The sequence below is a fragment of the Gemmata algarum genome (assembly GCF_034097035.1).
GTDB lineage: Bacteria > Planctomycetota > Planctomycetia > Gemmatales > Gemmataceae > Gemmata > Gemmata algarum.
Genome location: NZ_JAXBLV010000056.1, coordinates 94635 through 115616, shown reverse-complemented (window position 1 = coordinate 115616; position 20982 = coordinate 94635). Strand labels below are relative to the sequence as shown.

16 protein-coding genes are annotated in these 20982 nt (G+C 67.2%); 9 read left to right on the top strand and 7 right to left on the bottom strand.

Annotation, left to right across the window (positions count from 1 at the left end; translation table 11 throughout):
• Positions 1-165: 165 nt before the first annotated feature.
• Both R5W23_RS06865 and R5W23_RS06860 read left to right on the top strand, forming a co-directional pair.
• Complete coding sequence (locus tag R5W23_RS06865; protein ID WP_320685697.1) at positions 166-1905, top strand: HAD family hydrolase; 1740 nt, start codon at positions 166-168, stop codon at positions 1903-1905.
• A 559-nt stretch (positions 1906-2464) separates the two neighbouring features.
• A complete protein-coding gene (locus R5W23_RS06860; protein WP_320685696.1) occupies positions 2465-3289 on the top strand; it encodes an alpha/beta hydrolase in 825 nt (274 codons plus the stop codon).
• Positions 3290-3301: 12 nt separating this feature from the next.
• On the opposite strand, the gene R5W23_RS06855 is transcribed toward R5W23_RS06860, so the two are convergent.
• The 3 genes from R5W23_RS06855 to R5W23_RS06845 are packed head-to-tail and all read right to left on the bottom strand — an operon-like array spanning position 3302 to position 5488.
• A complete protein-coding gene (locus R5W23_RS06855) occupies positions 3302-4024 on the bottom strand; it encodes a hypothetical protein (RefSeq protein ID WP_320685695.1) in 723 nt (240 codons plus the stop codon).
• A 35-nt stretch (positions 4025-4059) separates the two neighbouring features.
• Positions 4060-5088 (bottom strand): zinc-binding alcohol dehydrogenase family protein, encoded by a 1029-nt coding sequence (locus tag R5W23_RS06850; protein ID WP_320685694.1) that lies wholly within the window; start codon positions 5086-5088, stop codon positions 4060-4062.
• Positions 5089-5122: 34 nt separating this feature from the next.
• A complete protein-coding gene (locus tag R5W23_RS06845; RefSeq protein WP_320685693.1) occupies positions 5123-5488 on the bottom strand; it encodes a hypothetical protein in 366 nt (121 codons plus the stop codon).
• Between the two features lie 224 nt (positions 5489-5712).
• On the opposite strand from R5W23_RS06845, the gene R5W23_RS06840 reads away from it, so the two are divergent.
• Together R5W23_RS06840 and R5W23_RS06835 are read left to right on the top strand one after the other, a co-directional pair.
• Positions 5713-7665, top strand: a complete 1953-nt coding sequence (locus R5W23_RS06840) for a 2-oxoacid:acceptor oxidoreductase subunit alpha (protein WP_320685692.1) — start codon at positions 5713-5715, stop codon at positions 7663-7665.
• A gap of 161 nt (positions 7666-7826) precedes the next feature.
• A complete protein-coding gene (locus R5W23_RS06835) occupies positions 7827-8855 on the top strand; it encodes a 2-oxoacid:ferredoxin oxidoreductase subunit beta (RefSeq protein ID WP_320685691.1) in 1029 nt (342 codons plus the stop codon).
• A gap of 196 nt (positions 8856-9051) precedes the next feature.
• Here R5W23_RS06835 and R5W23_RS06830 read toward each other — a convergent pair whose 3' ends face one another.
• Complete coding sequence (locus tag R5W23_RS06830) at positions 9052-9495, bottom strand: hypothetical protein (RefSeq protein WP_261185573.1); 444 nt, start codon at positions 9493-9495, stop codon at positions 9052-9054.
• A 180-nt stretch (positions 9496-9675) separates the two neighbouring features.
• Here R5W23_RS06830 and R5W23_RS06825 point away from each other — a divergent pair, with 180 nt between their 5' ends.
• Both R5W23_RS06825 and R5W23_RS06820 read left to right on the top strand, forming a co-directional pair.
• A complete protein-coding gene (locus R5W23_RS06825) occupies positions 9676-10191 on the top strand; it encodes a CBS domain-containing protein (protein ID WP_320685690.1) in 516 nt (171 codons plus the stop codon).
• 329 nt (positions 10192-10520) lie between these two features.
• A complete protein-coding gene (locus tag R5W23_RS06820; RefSeq protein ID WP_320685689.1) occupies positions 10521-11585 on the top strand; it encodes a DUF1559 domain-containing protein in 1065 nt (354 codons plus the stop codon).
• 656 nt (positions 11586-12241) lie between these two features.
• Here R5W23_RS06820 and R5W23_RS06815 read toward each other — a convergent pair.
• On the bottom strand, positions 12242-12586 hold the full coding sequence (locus R5W23_RS06815; protein ID WP_320685688.1) for a hypothetical protein: 345 nt from the start codon (positions 12584-12586) through the stop codon (positions 12242-12244).
• A gap of 800 nt (positions 12587-13386) precedes the next feature.
• Here R5W23_RS06815 and R5W23_RS06810 point away from each other — a divergent pair.
• The gene (locus tag R5W23_RS06810; RefSeq protein ID WP_320685687.1) at positions 13387-14169 is read left to right on the top strand and encodes an RNA ligase family protein; all 783 of its coding nucleotides are present in this window, start codon (positions 13387-13389) and stop codon (positions 14167-14169) included.
• 81 nt (positions 14170-14250) lie between these two features.
• Here the strand turns inward: R5W23_RS06810 and R5W23_RS06805 are convergent, their stop codons facing one another.
• Complete coding sequence (locus R5W23_RS06805) at positions 14251-15606, bottom strand: PQQ-binding-like beta-propeller repeat protein (protein ID WP_320685686.1); 1356 nt, start codon at positions 15604-15606, stop codon at positions 14251-14253.
• A gap of 109 nt (positions 15607-15715) precedes the next feature.
• On the opposite strand from R5W23_RS06805, the gene R5W23_RS06800 reads away from it, so the two are divergent.
• Together R5W23_RS06800 and R5W23_RS06795 are read left to right on the top strand one after the other, a co-directional pair.
• A complete protein-coding gene (locus R5W23_RS06800) occupies positions 15716-18301 on the top strand; it encodes a sulfatase-like hydrolase/transferase (RefSeq protein ID WP_320685685.1) in 2586 nt (861 codons plus the stop codon).
• Between the two features lie 34 nt (positions 18302-18335).
• Positions 18336-19898, top strand: coding sequence for a glycerophosphodiester phosphodiesterase family protein (locus tag R5W23_RS06795; RefSeq protein WP_320685684.1), 1563 nt, complete (start codon positions 18336-18338; stop codon positions 19896-19898).
• A 21-nt stretch (positions 19899-19919) separates the two neighbouring features.
• On the opposite strand, the gene R5W23_RS06790 is transcribed toward R5W23_RS06795, so the two are convergent.
• Positions 19920-20981, bottom strand: coding sequence for a hypothetical protein (locus R5W23_RS06790; RefSeq protein WP_320685683.1), 1062 nt, complete (start codon positions 20979-20981; stop codon positions 19920-19922).
• Position 20982 lies beyond the last annotated feature (1 nt).

The window sequence follows — 20982 nt, the reverse complement described above, 5'->3', positions numbered from 1 at the left end:
AGCGGCACGGCCGCCCGATGCCGCTTGCATAATAGTTGGCGACGCGTCCGAATCCACACGCTTTTTTCTTTGATTTTTTGCCCGGCGCGCCGCCCGCGCTCCGGTTTCGCCATCCGGCGCGCCAGTTGCTCTTCAATCGGCGTGTCTGCCCTTTTTGGAGCGCTCATGCGGTTTCACGCCCTCGCGACCGATTACGACGGCACTATCGCGCACGACGGGGCCGTCGATGCCGACACCCTCAAGGCGCTGGAAAAGCTAAAGAAGTCCGGGCGCAAGCTCATCATGGTCACCGGGCGCGAGCTGCCGGACCTGCTCGCGATCTTCCCGCGCCTCGACCTGTTCGACCTCGCCGTCGTCGAGAACGGAGCGGTGGTGTACAACCCGCGCACGAAAGAAACGCGTGTGCTCTCTGAAGGACCGCCCCCGAAGTTCGCGGAGGAGTTGCGCAAGCGCGGTGTCCAACCGCTCTCAAGCGGGCACGTGATCGTCGCCACGTTCGTCCCGCACGAAAAGACGGTACTCGACACCGTCCGCGACATGGGGCTTGAGCTCCAGGTGATTTTCAACAAGGACGCGGTGATGGTGCTGCCGTCCGGCGTCAACAAGGCCACGGGCCTCGCCGCCGCGCTGGCGGAGCTTGGCCTTTCGCCACACAACACGGTCGGGGTCGGCGACGCCGAGAACGACCACGCGTTCCTGAAGATGTGCGAGTGCTCGGCCGCCGTCGGCAACGCGCTGCCCGCCGTCAAGGACACCGCGGACATCGTGACGAAGGGCAAGCGGGGCGCGGGCGTCGCCGAGCTCATCGAGCAGTTGATCGCGGACGACCTGTCGGACCTCAAGACCCTCGCCCGGCACCGCGTCCCGGTCGGCAACGCCGACGGGGGCCAGGAGGAAACGCTTGACCCCGCGGGCGCCGGGGTGCTGGTGTGCGGCACCTCCGGGAGCGGCAAATCGACCCTCACGACGGCTCTGATGGAGCGCCTCGCGCACGCGGGCTACCAGATCCTCGTCGTGGACCCGGAGGGCGATTACACCAACCTCGAGTTCGCCCACATTGTCGGCAACACGAACCAGGCGCCGCGGCCCGAAGACGTGACCGAGGCCCTGCGGGACCCAAAGCGGTCCATCGTGGTGAACCTGCTCGGGGTGCCGCTTGCCGACCGGCCCGCGTTTTTCGCGCAACTGCTGCCCCGCGTCCTTGAGGAGAAGGCCCGGACCGGCCGCCCCCACTGGCTCGTCGTGGACGAGTCGCACCACATGCTCCCCGCCGGCCCGGACGCGGCGAACCTCGCGACCCAGTTGCCGGACCGCGGCACTCTATACATCACCGTCCACGCCGGCGCGATGGAGGCGCGCGCGCTGGACCACGTCCGCACGCTGCTGGTGATCGGCGGGCACCCGGCGAAAACGGTCGAGGAGTTCTGCAAGGCCACCGGCGAGAAGCGGCCGAAGTGCCCGCCGGTGAGCGGCAACAAACTGCCGACGGGCGACACCATGCTCTGGCGGCGCGGGGACAAGAACGCCGTCATCGTTCACACGCAGCCGCCGCGCACCGAGCGCAAGCGGCACTCGCGCAAGTACGCGGAGGGGAACCTCGGTGCGGACCGCAGCTTTTACTTCCGCGGCCCGGACGGGAAGCTCAATTTGAAGGCGTCGAACCTGTTCATGTTCGTCCAACTCGCCGACGGGGTGGACGACGACACGTGGGAGTTCCACCGCGCGAACGGCGACTACTCGCAATGGGTCCGCGAGCAGATCAAGGACAACCAGCTCGCCGACGAACTGGCCGAGGTCGAGGCGGACGCCGAGACCGGCCCGCGGGACGCGCGAGCGGCGGTGCGGGCCGCGATCGAAGCCCGGTACACGCTCCCGAGCGACGCGCCGAGCGGAAAGATTGATTAGCCGCCACTTCGTCCGGAACAACGAGCACGTCGCGGGGCCGCGACGGGGACGGGGCAATGGCTCTGTCCCCCGGTCGCGGCCCCGCGACGCGCCTCAGTTCATTCTCGCTTACCCAACATCCCTGCTCGCGTCGCTCCCGTCCCCCAGTTCTTTGCCCAGTCCGTGACTGCCGCGCTATTCGGAGGGGGCAAAGGAACCTGGCTTCCCAAAATGGGCATGAAGAGTTTGCCGACCGGTACGACTTACAAATCCGCCCACGCCTGCAACGCGTCAAACCCGCTGAAAATGAAGGTGTCTGACCGGTTACAAGCGTTTGGCACGGTGGGTGCTTTATTTAGTACCGTCGAACACCGATCGGGTCAGGGTTCCCCCGGCCCACCCCACATACCTCCCGGCACCTCCAACAACCTATCAATCAACGCCGGCGACTTCGGTCGCCGGCTTCATCTTTTTACAGATCAGCGCAGTTCCGTACTGCAGCTCCCGTTGACGGATTGCCCCGGTGTGGTCATAGCCCTCATTAAATTCAGGCATCAAACGTCCACTCGGGGGAACCGCGATGGGCCGGGCTCGTGTCCTCGCGCTAATCCTCGTCGGTGGGGGCGCGGTCGGGTGCGCCCCGCTGACGCGAGGGGCGGCCGGCATCGAAAACGCCATCGTGTTTCAGCCGAAGCCGTTTCCGAAGGGCGATTGGAATCCCGCCCCCCGGACCGAAGACGTTTGGATCGATTCGTCCGACGGCGTCCGCCTGCACGGCTGGTTGGCCGAACCGGCCCGCGGCCCGTCTCGCGCGGTCGTCCTGTACACCCACGGGAACGGCGGGAACGTGACCAACCGGCGGCACGTGATCGAGCTGTTCCGCGACCGGATGAACGCCACCGTCCTGGTGTTCGATTACCGCGGCTACGGCCGCAGCGACGGGCGACCGACCGAGAACGGCGTCCTCGACGACGCGCGGGCCGCGCGCCGCTGGCTGGCGGCCCGCGCGGGCGTCCGTGAGGCCGATGTTGTTCTGGCAGGGCACTCGCTCGGCGGCGGTGTGGCCGTCGATCTGGCGGCCCGCGATGGCGCCCGCGGGCTGATTCTGGAGGGGACGTTCACCAACCTGCCGGACGTGGCGGCGAGTCATGTGCCGCTGCTCCCGGTGCGAGCGGTGATGCGGGCGCAGCTGGACTCGGTCGCCAAGATCGGGGCCTACCGCGGCCCGCTTCTCCAGGTTCACGGGGACGCGGACCGGATCGTCCCGTACGCCCTTGGCCGTCGGCTGTTTGAGGCCGCCAACGAGCCGAAGCAGTTCGTCACCATCCCCGGCGGAAACCACAACGAGCACTACACGCCGGAATACGTCGCGGCGCTCGACCACTTCATTACTTCGCTGCCATAACCGCGCCGCGCCTCACCGGCCGCCCCGTCTTCGGCGCGGCGGGCGCCGGGCGGGCGGGGCGATCTCCTCGGGGGCGATGTAGGAGGTGCGCTCGCCGGCGCCGTCGTCCAGACAGGTTCGGAGCACGGCCGCGGCGAAGTCACTCGCTTCCTCCGGCGCGAGCTTGTGAAAGTCGATCCCCGCGAACGTCTCCCGGATGTCGGCCACGAGTTCCGCGCGGGCGCTCTTGGGCAGCTTCCCGACCAGGAGCGCGGCGCCGGTCGTCATGCCGATGCCGTCCGCCACCATGACGCGCATGGCGAAGACCATTCCGACCCGGCCGCTCGTCCCCAGGCCGACATCCGCCAAGAACATGGTCGTGTCGCGCAGCAGATCGCGCACGCCGACGCCGACCCCGCTCTCAACAGCTTCCACGGCGAACACCGAAAACTGACTCGCCCGGAGCGCGTGGAGCAGCACCCACTCGTCCGAGCCTTCGGCGGGCGGCGACGTGTTCAGGTGCCGCTCGACCGCGTTCACCCCGTACCGTCGCACGTCGTGGATGCAGTAGTCCATCAACACGGCCGTCATGTCCTCGCTGTCGAGAACCAGCGTGCCGCCGTCCAGCATGTTCAGCCGCCGCCCGGCCTCGTTCATGGCACTGCGGGAGAGGCCCTCGACGAGCTGGCTGTTGAGGGCCACACCCGCTTCGCGCAGTTGCAGGTAGCGGGGGAGCCGTTCGGCGTGCGTGCTCATCGGTCACCTCTCGTCGTTTGTGCCAGGACCGCGGCTCAGCTCACTTCGACCATCGCCTTCACGACGCCGGTTTCGGGCTTCAGCCACGTCGGGAACACGTCGATCAGGCCCGCGATGGGGGCGCGGTGCGTGACCCACGGGTCGGTGCTGAGCATCCCGCCCTCGATCAGTCGAATAATGCGGATGAACTCGTGCGGGAGGGCGTTGCGGCTGGCGAGGAACGTCATCTCGCGCCGGTGCATCAGCGGCTGCGTGAACCCGAGTTGGTCCTGCGTGATGCCGACCCACACCAGCCGCCCGGCGAACCCTACGAAGTTGTACGCGGCGTTCATGCTCCGGGCGCTGCCGGTGGCGTCCACCACCACGTTCCCGAGCTTCCCGCCGGTCAGGTCGGTGAACGTCTTGATGTCCGCTTCGAGATTGCCCGACGAGAGGATCGTGTCCGTAACGCCCATCTTCTCGCGCACGAAGGCGAGGCGCTGCTCGTTCAGGTCCATCACGATCACGCGGGCGCCGGCCAGCTTCGCGAACTCGATCACGGAGAGCCCGATCGGCCCGGCCCCGATCACGAACACGGTCTCGTCGGCCCGCGGGTTCGCGCGGTTGATCGCGTGCAGCCCGATCCCGAGCGTTTCCACCAGCGCGAGCTGCTCGAAGGTCAGCTTGGTGGAGGTGTGGAGCTTGCGGGCCGGCACCGTGAACAGCGGGCGCAGCCCGCCGTCAACGTGGACGCCGAGCGTCTGGTGGTTCTCGCAGCAGTTCGAGTGCCCGCGGGCGCACGAGTAGCACTTCTGGCAGTTGATGTACGGCTCGACGGCGGCCCGGTCGCCGGCCTTCACGTTGGTCACGCCTTCGCCGACCGCGACCACCTCCACACCCAGCTCGTGCCCCGGGATGCGCGGGTAGCTGAAGAACGGCATCTTGCCCAGGTAGCCGCTGTAGTCCGTGCCGCACACGCCGACGCGGGACACCCGCACCACCGCGTCGCCGGGGCCGGGCGCCGGGGGCTCGGGGAGGTCGATCTCCCGGAACGCTTTGGGCTGTTCGAGCTGAATGGCTTTCATGGGGGGAACCTGGGAGGGAGCGGTTCCTGTTGGCTTATGACTTCCGCCAGCGCCGGAGCACCCGTTCGATGTACGCCTTCAGGGCCGCGATCCGCACCGACACCGGGTCGTTGCGGGTGCGGAGGGCGAGCCGGGCCAGTTCCAGCAGGTGGTCCACACTCAGGTCCCCGCCCGCGTCGGCCGTGTCGTACCGCCGGCCGCAGTAGACGAGCCAGTGCTGCCGGTACTGCTCGACCAGCGCGACGTGCTGCCCGCCCAGGTCCGAGATGGCCATGTCGAAGCGCGGGACGCCCGGGGCGTCGCCGTGGTCGGGGTGGCCGACCGTGCTGAGGTAGCCGACGTGCGTGCCGTCGTCGTCGTAAACGGCCACGCGCACGCGAATGGGGCCGCTGCGCGACATAGGGGCAACCGGTGATGGGGGCCGCCGGTGCGGCGGCCGGGCACCGTAACATCGTCTCACAACTCGGCCCCCCGGTGCCAGCGGTTTCCGGCCCCGCCCGCGCCCGGGGCGCCGGTGAAGTTCCGTCCCCGTTTTCCGCCGGACGTGTAAGATGGACACAACCACACGGGCACCCCCCTGCGAAACCATGACCTCTCCCCACTTCTTCCGAGGAAGCGGCTGATATGAGTTCTGACAACGGCTCCGCCACAGTTGCGCCGGCCGGCGCGAACGGCAGCGCCCGTTCGACCGAGGTGCTCGAGTCCGTGACCATTCGGTTCGCCGGCGACTCCGGCGACGGGATGCAGGTGGCCGGCACCCGGTTCACCGACACGTCCGCGCTCCTGGGCAACGACATCGCCACGTTCCCGGACTTCCCGGCCGAGATCCGCGCCCCGGCCGGCACGCTGGCCGGCGTGTCCGGGTTCCAGGTCCACTTTTCCAGCACCGACATCCACACCCCCGGCGACGCGCTCGACGCCCTGGTGGTGATGAACGCCGCGGCGCTCAAGACCAACATCAAGGACCTGCAACCGGGCGGCATCCTGATCGCCAACACCGACGGGTTCGAGACGAGCGACCTGAAGAAGGCCGTGTACAAGACGGACCCGCTCGAGGACGGCTCGCTCACCGGGTACCGCGTGGTCCGGGTGGCCATCGCCAAGATGACCGTGCAGGCGATCGCGGAGCTGCCGCTCACCCCGCGCGACAAGGACCGGTGCAAGAACTTCTTCGCGCTCGGGCTCGTGTACTGGCTGTACGAGCGCCCGCTCGAGGCCACCGTGCGGTGGCTGCGGGAGAAGTTCGGCAAGAAGCCGGACACGCTGGAGGCCAACATCCGGGCGCTGAAGGCCGGGTACAACTACGGCGAGACGGTCGAGGCGCTGCCGGTCCAGTACAAGGTGGCGAAGGCCCAGATCGCGCCGGGCACGTACCGCAAGATCACCGGCAACGAGGCCGCCGTTCTGGGCCTCGCCGTCGCCGGGCAGCTCGCGAAGAAGCCGATCGTGTACGCCGGCTACCCGATCACCCCGGCCAGCTCGATCCTGGAGGGGCTGACCGAGCTGCGCCGCTTCGGGGTGAAGACGTTCCAGGCCGAGGACGAGATCGCCGCCGCGGGCGTCGCCATCGGGGCCAGCTACGGCGGCGCGCTGGGCGTCACCGGCACCAGCGGCCCGGGCGTGTGCCTCAAGAGCGAGGCCATCAACCTCGCGGTGATGACCGAGCTGCCGCTGGTGATCGTGGACGTGCAGCGCGGCGGCCCCAGCACCGGGCTGCCCACGAAGACCGAGCAGTCCGACCTGCTCCAGGCGATGTTCGGCCGCAACGGCGACAGCCCGGTGGCGGTCCTCGCGCCGCAGTCGCCGGTGGACTGCTTCGACATGGCGGTCGAGGCGGTACGCATCGCCGTCCGGTTCATGTGCCCGGTGTTCTACCTGTCCGACGGGTACATCGCGAACGGGTCCGAGCCGTGGAAGATCCCGGCGGTCGCGGACCTCAAGCCGATCGAGATCACCCACCCGACGGAGCCGAACAGCGAGGGCACCAACCTCGCGCACGAGAGCGGCGACGCCTCCCCCGCCGGCGGGGCGGGCAAGTTCCTGCCGTACAAGCGGGACGAGTACCTGGCGCGGCCGTGGGCGATCCCGGGCACCGCGGGGCTGGAGCACCGCATCGGCGGCATCGAGAAGCAGGACGTGACCGGCAACATCAACTACGAGCCGGCCAACCACCAGCACATGACCGACACCCGCGCGAAGAAGATCGAGAACATCGCGCTGACGATCCCCGACCTCGAGGTGGCCGGCGACGCCGACGCCGACCTGCTCGTGGCGGGCTGGGGCGGCACCTACGGGAGCATCACGACCGCGGTGGAGCGCGCCCGGCGCAAGGGGCTGAAGGTGGCGCAGGTCCACTTCCGCTACCTGAACCCGATGCCGAAGAACACGGAAGCCGTGCTGAAGCGGTTCAAGAAGGTCCTGGTGCCCGAGCTGAACACCGGCCAACTGTCCTGGCTGCTCCGCGCGAAGTACCTGGCGCCCGCCGAGGGGTTGAACAAGGTGCAGGGCAAGCCGTTCCTCGTGTCCGAACTCGAAACCGCCATCGAGAAGGCGCTGGGGCTCTTGCCGGTGATCTAAACGGCGCGTTGTCTGCCGGCCGTCAGGGTGGTCCGCTCACTCCGTGAGCGGACCGCCCGGCCGAGAAACCCAACGACGATTTCCCAGCACCGCACGACAGGCGTCGCACCGCTCACGGCGTGAGCGGACAACCCTCAAAACACCAAACACGCAGAATACCAATGGCCATCGCGTTACCGCTGACGACCAAGGAACTCACGACCGACCAGGAGGTGCGCTGGTGCCCCGGGTGCGGGGACTACTCCATCCTGGCCCAGATGAAGAAGGCGCTGACCACCGTCGGGGTGCCGCGCGAGAAGATCGCATTCGTATCGGGGATCGGGTGCTCCAGCCGGTTCCCGTACTACATGAACACGTTCGGGTTCCACACCATCCACGGCCGCGCCCCCACCTTCGCCACCGGGCTGCGCCTCGCCAACCCGGACCTCCAGGTCTGGGTGGTGACCGGGGACGGCGACGGGCTCTCGATCGGCGGCAACCACCTGATCCACGCGCTGCGGCGGAACGTGGACATCAAGGTGCTGCTGTTCAACAACGAGATCTACGGCCTCACGAAGGGCCAGTACTCGCCGGCGAGCCGGCTGGGCACGTCCAGCAAGACCAGCCCGGGCGGGTCGTTCGAGACGCCGGTCCGGCCGCTGTCGGTGGCGCTGGCCGCCGAGGCCACGTTCGTGGCCCGCACCGTGGACGTGGACGTGCAGCACCTCGTCGCGACGCTCCAGAAGGCCGCGGCGCACAAGGGCAGCGCGTTCGTCGAGATCTACCAGAACTGCGTGATCTTCAACCCCGACGTGTACGACTACGCCAGCAACAAGGCGGTGAAGGCCGACAACGTGCTGTACCTCGAGCACGGCAAACCGCTGCTGTTCGGCAAGGACAAGAACAAGGGCATCCGGCTCAACGGGCTCAAGCCGGAGGTGGTCACCGTCGGGAAGGACTGCCAGGTCGATGACCTGCTCACCCACGACGAGGCGAGCGAGGAGCCGACGCTGGCGTACCTGCTGAGCCGGTTCGCGCACGACCCGCGGAACCCGAACTCGTTCCCGGAACCGCTGGGGGTGTTCCGCAGCGTCCGGAAGCCGACCTACGAGGAACAGCTCGACAACCGCATCAAGGACGCGACACAAAAGAAGGGGCCGGGGCGGATCGAGGAGCTGTTCAAGGCCGAAGACGTGTGGACCGTGCAGTAGCGCCGAACCGGCGGACATCGCCGCACCAGTCCCTCTAGCGTGAACGCCCCCGGCACAGCGATCGCCGTGCCGGGGGCGTTCACGCTCCGCACTTCACTTCGGGCCATTACCTCACTTGCGGGCGCAGGCGGCTTCGAGCGGATTGAAGAAGACGCTCGCGCGATAAGACACGAAACGGGCCGAACGGCGCCCGGCATCACGGCTGAGGCGAGCGGGCCGGTACGGCGCCCCCGGCCGGCTGAATCGTGCTTGCCCCGCCCCCGGTAGCGCCGCGCTTGCGGTACGTGATCTGGTACTCGGTGGTGTTGGTGCTGGTGACCATTCCGTTCGTGCTGATCCGCTCGCCCGGCATGTTCGGCTGCTTCTTGTTGGGCGTCATCTGGGTCTGCGTTTCCTGGTTGTTCATGACCCGTGAGCCGGTGACGACTTCGCGCTCGTCAACGATCTCAAAATCCGGCCCGACGTGCTTCCGCATCAGTTCCTCCGCCTCCTGGCGGTAACGGAACGGGGGGCTGTTTGTGTTGGAGGGGATCGCAACCACCCCCGAGTCCCCTTGTTTCGAGACGTATCGGGCGGACGCGCACCCCATCAGGTTCGTCACGCATCCCAAGACAAATACGATGGCAACTGTGCGACCCATAACATCCCCCCGGACGAAGCCCCCCGGCCCCAATGGCTGCGCGGGATACCGTCGCGGGGCGGTGGAATCAACGTGGCTTCGCGGCGGCGCTGTCCGGCGGGTGCGGTGCTTCGTATTCCGACTTTAACGACTTTCGCCGTTGCGACCTCCGCCCATCGAGTGCCCCCGCGACCAGGAACAATGTACTGCCCCGCCTGCGACTACCGCAAGAACGCCCTCGGCGCGGATGCGTGCGGCAACTGCGGGTTGCCGCTCACGCGCCTGGACGCCCCGGCGCCGAACGGACCGGTCGAGGCCAGCCTGATGCGGGACCCGGTGTCGGTACTGGACCCGCGCCCGCCGATCACGGTGGGCGCGGGAGCGACTCTCGGCGACGCGGTGCGACAGATGATCGACGGGCGTGCCGGCGCGGTCCTCGTGACCGGCCCGGGCGGCGAGTTGGTGGGCATCCTCACCGAACGTGACTTTCTCACGAAGGTGGCCGGGGCACCGGGTTTCGAGGCGCGCCCGGTCCGCGAGTTCATGACGGTCGCACCGGAAACGGTCGCCCCGACCGACACCCTCGCGTTCGCGCTGGGCAAAATGGACGCGGGCGCCTACCGGCACCTACCGGTCGTTGAGGGGGGGCGCCCGGTCGGCGTCATCTCCGTGAGGGACTTGTTACGCCACGTCGTAGAAGTGTGCCCCGAGACTTAATTCCGAGTGTAATTCCGAGTGGTGCTGACTAATTATGCAAGGTTTGTGAAAAATTAGTTGACCCTCGCGGACGCCGTGCGACAATATTATTTCGATGGGGTGATGCGACCTCGGTCGACGACTCGCGCGGTGGCTCTCTCGCTTTATTGCCCACCGTATTCTGCCGCCGACTATTTTTTACTCCCCCGTCAGAATTTTAACGCGCCTTGAGGCGTTTGTTCTTCTCTCTTCGTGCTGCCGGCTCGACTTGAGCCGGCTGGGTTTAGGTGCGCCCACCTGACCATTTGTGCTTATTACTTCGGATTGCGGCCCAGTCGAGGAGTACCCACATGGCCCACATTCGTTCAGAGCGTCCGCGCTCTGGCTTCACCCTGATCGAACTTCTGGTGGTGATCGCGATCATCGCGATCCTCATCGGGTTGCTGTTGCCTGCCGTGCAGAAAGTGCGCGAGGCCGCCGCCCGCATGAGCTGCCAAAACAACATGAAACAGATCGGCTTGGCGGTTCACAACTATGAAAGCGCCAACGGCTTCGTTCCTCCCAGCAAGAACAGGTGGACTTTTGTCGGGCCGCTAGTCCATATGCTGCCGTACCTTGAGCAGGACAACATCTACAAGCAAATCGACCCGAAGGTGTACACGGTCACCCCGAGCAGCACGACCGCGAACCCGGCCGGGGGCGACTGGATCAACGCGTTCTGGCCGACAACGTTTTCGGTCAGCCGCAACCGGGTCAAGGCGTTTGAGTGCCCGTCGGACCCGTCGCTCTATCAGGCGTCAGGTGCCATTGTGAGCGACATCGGTCAAGGGAATATCCAGCAGCCCGGCGGGGCCCCGAGGCGCGATGCCGGCAGCATCGGCGGCTACACCTCGTCCTCGCTGCAAAACGCCGGTGGGTTGCCCGGCTGCACAAACTACGTGCCCAACGCCGGGACGCTCGGCCAGTACCAGATAACCAACACGGCGAGCCTTTCGCAGCCGTTCTACGCGTCGCACGCCGGCCCGTTCACCTACGAGAACAAAACAACCATCATTGGCATCACAGACGGTTCCTCGAACACCATTGCGTTTTTCGAGATCACGGGTGACTTCTCGGGGTCGGGTGGGCCGGCCGGCACACCGCTTGGCAGCCGCACGTGGAGCGTCGCGTGGATGGGGGCCAGCGGCTTCCCGATGTACTGGTCGGCTACGAGTACCCAGAACCTCTTCTCGGCTGGTAGCTTCCACTCGGGCATCTACAACATCGTCATGTGCGATGGGTCGGTTCGCAGCCTGCGTTCCGGGAACACGCTCCCGACTTCGGGCGCCGAAATCGGGAACCGTACGAACGTCGGGTGGGACACGCTGCAGCGGATGGCGGGCGCGACGGACGGGGACACCCCTCTAGCCAACTAACCACTCACTCAAGAGAATCGGCCCTCGCGGCGTTTGACGCCGCGAGGGGACATGGAGCAATTATGAATCGTGTAGCAACGGGTCTGCTGATCGCTGCGTTGGCGGCGTGTGGTTGTGGTAAGGAAGACCCGAACAAGAACCTTAAGCCCATTGATCCGAACACACCTCGGCCGCAAGCGGCGGGTGCGGCAGGGCCGCAGGGGGGCGGTACCCCGGGGGCGAAGCAGGAGGGACCAAAGGCTGTCGCTCCGACACCGACGCCGTGAAGCACTCGATCGCGATCCGCCTGACTGGCCGCCGGCTACCGCTGGCGGCCTTTTTGCAAGATCGCGTGACGGTTTGGTCCCCGAGCCTCGCGTTTTGTTATCACGTAGCTGTGGGCTGCTGGGCTCAAATGATGTTGTTGGTTCGCGGGCTGCTGAGGCGTGTCAAAGCCGACGCGGCCTGACCACCCCGACCGCCATCGGTGCGACCGAAGCGAAGTCTAGTAATTGCGATACAACCCTACTCTGTTGTGTGCTAACTGCCCCACGGCCTTTCTGATAGGCTGCGGTTCTAAGTTATTTAAGGACGACGAAAGAGAATCAATCGGCACTGACTGAAGCTCACTCAGCTTTCAATTTGCGGTTATTCAGCACCAGTTCTATCCGATAAACCTAAGTGGCCGAAAGCACAACCTGAACGCTGAGTAACGTGTGGCCCGGCTGGGTGGCGTCGTACTCGATCGTCACCACCACGTAATCGGAGTCGCGGGCCGCCGGCTGGATGGCGAGTTCGTACGTGGCTGTGTAGGTCACCTTGTTGTCACGCACGTTGACCGGGGAAATGCGTACAGCGGCGGCGCCGAGGGTGCGCTCGACCTCCGTTCTCGGCAACCCGGGTTGGAGTCGCGCCAAGAGTTGGCCGACCCGATCGGGAGGGGCAGACTCAGGACGCGGGGGCGGGGGAATGGCTCGCGTCAGTGCCGAGCCGTTGAAGGACGGCGGGCTGCGGTCTTGCATAACCGTTTCGGGCGGCTTCATTCCACACGCCCAGCCGATTAGCGCGGCAGTGGTGCCTCCGAGTAGCACATACGCCACATAGCGAAGCCGGCTGCACCACATCTTTTCCCCTCCGCCGAGCGCAGCGGCCGTGCCGCCGAAGCCGATTCAGTGTCAAGGATCGCCGACGTGCATGCAATGCCGACCGTTTCAATTGTCCGCAGATGCGTGTTTTGACGGGGAGAGGGCGAACACCCGCTATTCGGCTTTCGGTCAACAACATTCGGCACGTGAATGCACCGGACGGTCACGGTGTCGTTTAAGTGTTAACGTTTTCCATTGCAAGTAACTTCGGTGTCTTCAGTTGTGACGAAAGCCACACCGCGGTTTGCCGCCGGCTTTGCGGCCCTGTGTGGGCGGGATCGGAAATGCGTGTGGCGTATTCGCCGCAAGGCTGCGCCAGATGAGTCATGAGCACACCGTATTTCGCGACTCCGGCAACGGCTCCCACGGACGATAGTAGCGCCTGAGGTCGTGGTGTTCGAGATCGGCGGGGGATTCGCCCGCGCCCCCCGGCCGAGGGCTCCTGATTTCGCAAGCGAAAATCACACTGTCTAACATGCAAATGATCCGAAACACAATCATTAGAGCCAGATGACATATCGACAATATGAATACCCAGTCACTACGTTGAGGCGGCATGAACCTTTTTGCCGGGGCACGTGTCCCCGAAGTGAGTTCGGTAGGTGGCGCGGCGCGAGCCCGCGGGCCTTTTGTGCCGAAAACAACCGGCGGGCGTCCGCCGCGCCGAGTGCAGCCCCATGAACGCAATTCGTAAGTACCCCCGGACCCGGCACCTGATCGGGTCGCGGTTGCAGGCCGGCGACGAAGACCTGGACGCGGTGCCCATGTCCGAGTTGAAGGGCAGGCACGTCGTCCTTGAGGAGAAGATGGACGGCGCGAACTGCGGCGTCAGCTTCTCGCCGGAACTCGAGTTGCGGCTCCAGAGCCGGGGGCATTACCTGACGGGCGGGCCGCGCGAGCGCCAGTTCGACCTACTGAAGCAGTGGGCCGGCGCGATGTCCGACCGGTTGCTCGACCGGCTCGCGGACCGGTACGTCATGTACGGCGAGTGGATGTACGCCAAGCACACCGTCTACTACGACGCGCTCCCGCACTTCTTCATGGAGTTCGACATCCTCGACACCGCGACCGGCGCGTTCCTCGACACGCCGCGGCGGGCGGAACTGCTAGCGGACCTCCCCGTGAAGCCGGTGAAGGTGCTGTTCGCGGGCGAGTTCCCCGGCGAGGAGTTCCTTCGGGCGCTGGTCGGGCCGTCGCACTTCGTAACGGAAGGCGCTTCGGGGCAGTTCCGGGCGGACGTGGCGAAGCTGGGCTGGGACGTCGAGCGCGCGGTGCGCCAGACCGACCTGACGGGCGTGATGGAAGGCCTGTACGTGAAGGTCGAAGAGAGCGGCGTTGTGACGGAGCGGTACAAGTTCGTTCGCTCCGAGTTCACGCAACTGGTCACCGCCGACGGGCACTGGCAGGACCGCCCGCTAATCCCGAACCGGCTTGCCGCCGGCGCCGAACTGTTCGAGTGAGGCACGAGCGGAAGGGCCGACCGCAACGCGCCTGCGGTCGGCCCTTCCGCTCGTGGCATTGTGGCCAGCTTCTGTCTCGCCTTATTCGGCGAGCGAGAAGCAGGCGAGTTCCTTGTCGTTGCGGATGTAGACGCTCTTGTTCGCGAACGCCGGGTGCGTCCACAGCACCTTGCGGCCGAACGCGGCGCCGGTCGGGTCGAGGAGGTGCGTGCGGCTCAGCTCCTCGTAACCTTTCGGCGTGAGGCGCGCGATGATCAGGTCGCCGGTCTCGGAAAAGAGGAAGTGCCGGTCCCCGTTCTTCACCACGAACGCGGTGCCCGACCCGCTCCCCTTGAACCCCTCTTCCTCTTCCTTGCCGATCACCGGCTTGTGCGTGAACCACAGCTTCTTGCCCGTCGTCAGTTCAACCGCGCGCAACATGCCGGGCTGGTCCACGCCGTAGATCGTGCCGTCCTCGATGAGGGGCGTCATGTTGACGGGGTACAGCCCCCGCGCCTTCGCCTTCGCGCCCGCTTTATCCACCGCCTCGTTCCACACCACCGACGCGCCGGGCTTGTCCCGGTCGAGCTTGAGGACCGCGCACGCGCCGATGCCGCCGGCGAACAGCAGGTCCCCGCTCTGCCGCGGCGCCATGATCGACATCCCGTACATCGGTTCCAGGTCCACCTTCCAGTACACCTTGCCGGTCAGCGGGTCGAGGCTGTTGAGCGCCTGCGCGTGCCAGATCAGCACCTGGTCGACCCCGCCCGCGTGGATGAGCGTGGGCGGGCAGTACCCCGGCTCCCGCGCCTCCAGTGCCTTCCACAGTTCCTTGCCGGTCTCCTTGTCGAACGCGACCGCGGTGGCCTTATCGCCCCCCACGACGCAGACCAGCGCCTGCTTGTAGACGAGCGGGTGGCCGCAGAAGCCCCACACGGGCACCTTCGCGCCGTAATCCTTCACGAAGTTCTTCGCCCAGACCACGTCACCGGTGACGGCATCGAGACAGGTGAGGTCGCCCATCGCGCCCAGGGAGTAGACCTTGCCGCCGCTGACGGTGGGGGTGCAGCGCGGCCCGGCCGGGTAGCTGATCTGGTAGGGGCACTCGTACTCGCGCTTCCACAGCTCCTTGCCGTCCTTGGCGTCGAAGCAGAGCACCCGCTCGGTGCTGTTCACCTTCTGCTTCGTGTCGAACGGGTCCTCGGGGTTCGCCGCGCCTTTCGCGAGCACGCGGTCGAGCACGTACACCCGGCCGCCCGCGACCGCCGGGCCGCTGTAGCCGGCCCCGATCGCCGCCGTCCACGTCGGCTTCAGACCGCCCGCGGGGAACGCCTTCACGATCCCCGTTTCGGCCCACACGTCGTCGCGGTTCGGCCCCATCCACTGGGGCCAGTCGGCGGCGTGCGAGGCGGGTAGCGCGAGCGCCAGGAAGGCGACCGGTAGGGTCAAGCGGGTCATGAAAACCTCCAGACGTGTGCCGACGGGTTCGTGTGTCATACCGGCACGGCGGGAACAACTTACAGCCCGACCCTGGCGGCGTCACCGGGGGCCGGGTATTGTGTGCCGCATGAAGCACCTTCTTTACGCGCTGGCGGCGTCCCTCTCTTGCGCAGCGGCCGCCCGGGCGGCCACACCGAACGTGGTGCTAATCTTCGCCGACGACCTGGGGTACGCCGACGTGGGCTGCTTCGCCGGCCCGGGGGGCGCGCCGGCCCCGGACACGCCGCACCTCGACAAGCTCGCCAAGCAGGGCGTGCGACTGACCGACTTCCACGTCTCGCAGGCGGTGTGCTCGGCGTCGCGGGCGTCGCTGCTGACCGGGTGCTACGCCAACCGGATCGGGATCCACGGCGCGCTGGGGCCGAACGCGCGGCACGGGCTCCACGCCGACGAAACCACGCTCGCGGAGGTGTGCAAGAGCCGGGGGTACGCCACGGGGATGGTCGGCAAATGGCACCTGGGCCACCACCCGCAGTTCCTGCCCACGCGCCACGGGTTCGACTCGTACTTCGGGCTGCCGTACTCGAACGACATGTGGCCCGAGCACCCCGAGGCCAAGAAGGGCACCTACCCGCCGCTCCCGCTGTTCGAGAACGAGACGGTCGTCAACGGCAACGTGACCGCGGCCGACCAGTCCAAGCTGACCGCGCAGTACACCGAGCGCGCGGTGAAGTTCATCGCCGAGAACAAAGCGAAGCCGTTCTTCCTGTACGTGGCCCACTCGATGCCGCACGTCCCGCTGTTCGTCAGCGATCAATTCAAAGGTAAGTCCAAGCAGGGGCTTTACAGCGAGGTGATTCAGGAGATCGACTGGTCGGTCGGCGAGATCCTCAAAGCCCTCGACGAGCACAAACTGGCGCGGGACACGCTGGTGATCTTCACCAGCGACAACGGCCCGTGGCTGAGCTACGGGAACCATGCCGGCTCCGCGGGTTCGCTCCGCGAGGGGAAAGGGACGTCGTGGGAGGGCGGCACGCGGGTGCCGTTCATCGCACGATGGCCGGAGAAGATCCCGGCCGGCGCCACCTGCGACATCCCGGCGATGACCATCGACCTCCTGCCGACCGTCGCGAAGCTGATCGGCGCGAAGCCGCCCGAACGCAAGATCGACGGCCGGGACGTTTTCCCGCTCCTTCAGTGCGCGCCCGACGCGGACATGGCTCACGAGGCGTACTTCCATTACTACGCGACCAACGAACTCCAGGCCGTCCGCACGCGCGCCTGGAAGCTGATCCTGCCGCACACGTACCGCACGATGCAGGGGCAGCCGGCGGGCAAGGACGGTACCCCCGGGCGCTACAAACAGGTGAAGATCGAGAAGCCCGAGCTGTACCGCATTTCACAAGACCCCAGCGAAACGCAGAACGTCGCGGCCGCGAACCCGAAAATCGTGACCCAGCTTCTCGAACTGGCCGAGAAGGCGCGCACGGAGTTGGGGGACTCGCTCACCCAGCGCACCGGGACGGGAACGCGCGAACCGGGGCGGGTGGCGAACGGCGCGCCCCCCGCCGCGTCCGCGCCCAAGAAGGAAGGAAAGGACGGCTCCTTCGCCGCCGAACTGATCTTCCCGCTGCACAAGCAGCACAACCACGCGCCCGGGATCGTCGAGTGCCCCAACGGCGACTTGCTCGTGTCGTGGTACCGCGGCAGCGGCGAGCGGTCGGCCGACGACGTGGCCGTTTACGGCGCCCGGAAGAAGGCCGGGGCCGACAAGTGGAGCGACGCGTTCCTGATGGCCGACACGCCCGGGTTCCCGGACTGCAACACGACGATGTGGGTCGATAAGGACGGCAAGTTGTGGCTGTTCTGGCCGCTGATCCTCGCGAACTCGTGGGAGTCGTGCCTCACCTCCTACCGCGTGTCGTCGGACTACCAGACGGGCGGCGCGCCGAAGTGGGAGTGGCAGGGCACCATTCCCCTCAAGCCGAAAGACTTTGAGGGAGTGATGCTCCGCGAGTTCGAGGCGTGGAAGAAGCAGGTGGCGGCGGCGTCGAAGATGCCGTTCGAGCCCGACCCCGCGCCGCTGAAGAAGGTCGGCGACAAGCTCCTGTCGCGTCTCGGCTGGCAGCCGCGGTGCAAGCCCGTGGTGCTGAGCACCGGGCGCGTGCTCCTGCCGCTGTACTCGGACACCTACGACGCGGGCCTCATGGCCCTCTCCGACGACGGCGGCAAGACCTGGACCGCATCGCAGCCGCTGGCTGGGTTCGGCAGCATCCAGCCCGCGGTGCTGGAGCGCAAGGACGGCACGCTGGTCGCGTACATGCGCGAGAACGGGGTGTTCAAGAAGGTGCGCGCGTGCGAGTCGAAGGACCGCGGCGAATCATGGGGAACGGTTTACAGCACCGACCTCATCAACCCGGGGAGCGGGCTCGACGCGGTGCGGCTCGCGAGCGGGAACTGGCTGATCGTGTACAACGACACGGTCAAGGGCCGCAGCCGGCTGGCGGTGTCGCTCTCGGACGACGAGGGGAAAACCTGGAAGTGGACCCGGCACCTGGAGAAGCACGAAACCGGGCAGTACCACTACCCGGCGGTGATCCAGTCGAAGGACGGGGCCGTTCACGCCGTGTACAGCTACTTCGTGGCCGACGGCAAGAGCATGAAGCACGCCCGCTTCGACGAGGCGTGGGTCAAACAGGGCGACGGGCGGTAGGGAACCGTACGCCCGCGCATTTTCGGAGCCGCACGTGTCGCACATCACCCGCCGCGCGTTCCTCGCGTCGCCTGCGGTTGCCGCGTCCTCGCTCTCGGCCCGGGCCGGAGAGAAGCGGCTACCGTTTTTCGAGCCGGTTGCGCCGCCGCGCCGGGTGCAGGTGGTGGCCCACCGCGGGCTGGCACAGCTCGCTCCCGAGAACACCCGGTTCGCCGTCGAGGCGTGCGCCGGGGACCTGATCGAGTGGGCCGAGATCGGCGTGCGACTGACGAAGGACGGAAAGCACGTCGTGTTTTACGACGACCGCCTCGATGGCAAAACCGACGGCAGCGGCCCGGCGGCCGGGCTCGCGCTCGATCGGTTGCAGGCGCTCGACGCGGGCACCTGGTTCGCGCCCCGGTTCGCCGCGGCGCGTCTGCTCTCGCTCTCGGAGGCCCTCGCACTCGCGAAGGGGAAGGTGAACCTGTCCCTCGACTGCAAAAGCGTCGATCCCGAATTGCTCGCACGCGAGGTACAGGCCGCGGGTATGGAACAGCAGGTCGTCGCCCTTGCTCCTCCCGCCACCCTGGCCGCGGTTCGTAAGGCGAGCCGCGGCGCGGTCCCCACGATAGCCGAGTACCGCCCGGCGAGCGATTTCGGCACGTTCATCACGGACGTGGCCCCGACCGCCGTCGAGATCGGCGCGGCCGACGTGACGCCCGAACTGTGCAAGACGTTCCGCGCCGCCGGCGTGATCGTTCGGGCGAACACGCTCGGCGCGAAATGGGACGCGCCCGAAACGTGGCTGAAAACGGCCGCCGCGGGCGCCGACTGGCTCAAGACCGACAACCCTGGCGGCGCGCGCACGGCCCTGATGCGGGAGCGGGTCACGAAGTGGCCGGTGCGGGTCGCGCACCACCGCGGTGCGAACCGGTACGCGCCCGAAAACACGCTTCCGGCTATCCGGACGGCCGTCGGGCTCGGCGCCGACTTCGTGGAGATCGACGTCCGCACCACAAAAGACGGCAAGTTCGTGCTGATGCACGACTCGACCGTCAACCGGACCACGAACGGGAAGGGCAAGGTCGCCGACCTGACGCTCGACGAGATCCGCAAGCTCGACGCGGGCGCCTGGTTCGGCAAGCCGTTCGCCGGCACCACGGTGCCCACGCTCGACGAGGCCCTCGCGGCGCTCGGCGACCGGGCGAGCGTGTACCTGGACGCGAAGGACGTCGGCCCGGAGGCGCTCGCCGCGGCCGTTAAAGCGCACGGCCTGTTCGATCGGCACGTGGTGTACCAGTCCGCCGAGTACGGCGCGCGGCTGAAGAAACTCGACGCCCGGTTACGGCCCCTCCCCCCACTCAAAACGCTCGCCGATCTGGAACGGGTCGCGGAGACGAAGCCTTACGGCGTGGACGCGAGCTGGCGCGCCCTCTCGAAAGAGCTGATCGCGGCGTGCCACGCGAAGGGCATCCAGGTGTTTGCCGACGCGCTCGGGTTGAACGAGTCGGTCGAGCAGTACCGCCGCGCGATGGCGTGGGGCATTGATGTCATTCAGACCGACCACCCGTTGCGGGTGCTGCGGGCGGTCGAACTGGATGCGGCGACGCGGCGGTGAGCCGCTGCCGAGTACCGTGTGCTACTGGGTCAACTCGAAGTTGTCGAAGAACCCGTTTTCTTCTTCCGGCCGGGCGCGGGTGCCGTTCGGCCCGCTGATCTGGACGACGATCACCGCCTTTTCGAGCACGACCATTCGCACCAGGGTGCCGCCCATAACCATTTCAAAAGCGCTGCTGCCGAGCCACCGCACGCGGTTGGAACCGCCGCCGGGGAAGCGGCCGTTGCCGTTTCGGGCCATCAGCTCGCGCGACGACCGCGGGATCGACGTGCGGTAGCGGTGAACCTCAACGGTCACCTGCGTGCCACTCTGGCCGCGGACGCCGAACGCCCCGATCCCGCCGGTCGTGTACGAGAACATCGACTCGAGTTGCGGGATCTCCACCCCGCCGGGAAGCGGCCCGCCGCCGAAACCACCCTGCACGTTCGCGCCGAACACCGTCGGCTCGGCCGGGAACGCGGCGCGGAACCCGGACTGCGGGTAGTCGTACTGCTTCCACCCGGGCGGCACCGGTGCGCGGGCGGCGAGCACCCCGCCCGGGCCGACTAACAGGTAGCCGCCGAGCGCGAGCCCGCCGAGCAGAACCAGCCCACCGATCACGAGCGCCACAACGCGCCCGCTTCCGCCCCTACGCGAGACGCTCCTTCGCCTCCGCCGGCGCGGGCGGTCGTCCTCGTAATCGTCGTCGTCCGCGCGGCGCGTCTTCTTGCGGGGGCGGTCGTCTTCGTCGTCCTCGTTGCGCGGCGCGGCCTTCCGGCGCGGGGCTTCGTCCTCGTCTCCGTCGTCGGTCCACCCGCGCACCGGGTTGGCGAAGCCGCACTTGGGGCAGTGGACCACCTTGACCTTGGCGAGAACGGCGACCATCGTGTTGCAGACGACGCAGCACGAGATGGTGGTTTGCACCTTGGGCTTGGGCGGTGGCGCGGCGACCTTCGCCTCCACGACCGGCACCTCTTCGACCGGAACGAACGCGGGGACGGCGGCGACCGCCTTGCACTTCGGGCACCGGATCTGCTTGCCCGCGGCCGACTCCGGCGCGCTGAGCTGCGCGGGGCACCCGGGGCACGGGACGACGAGCGACATG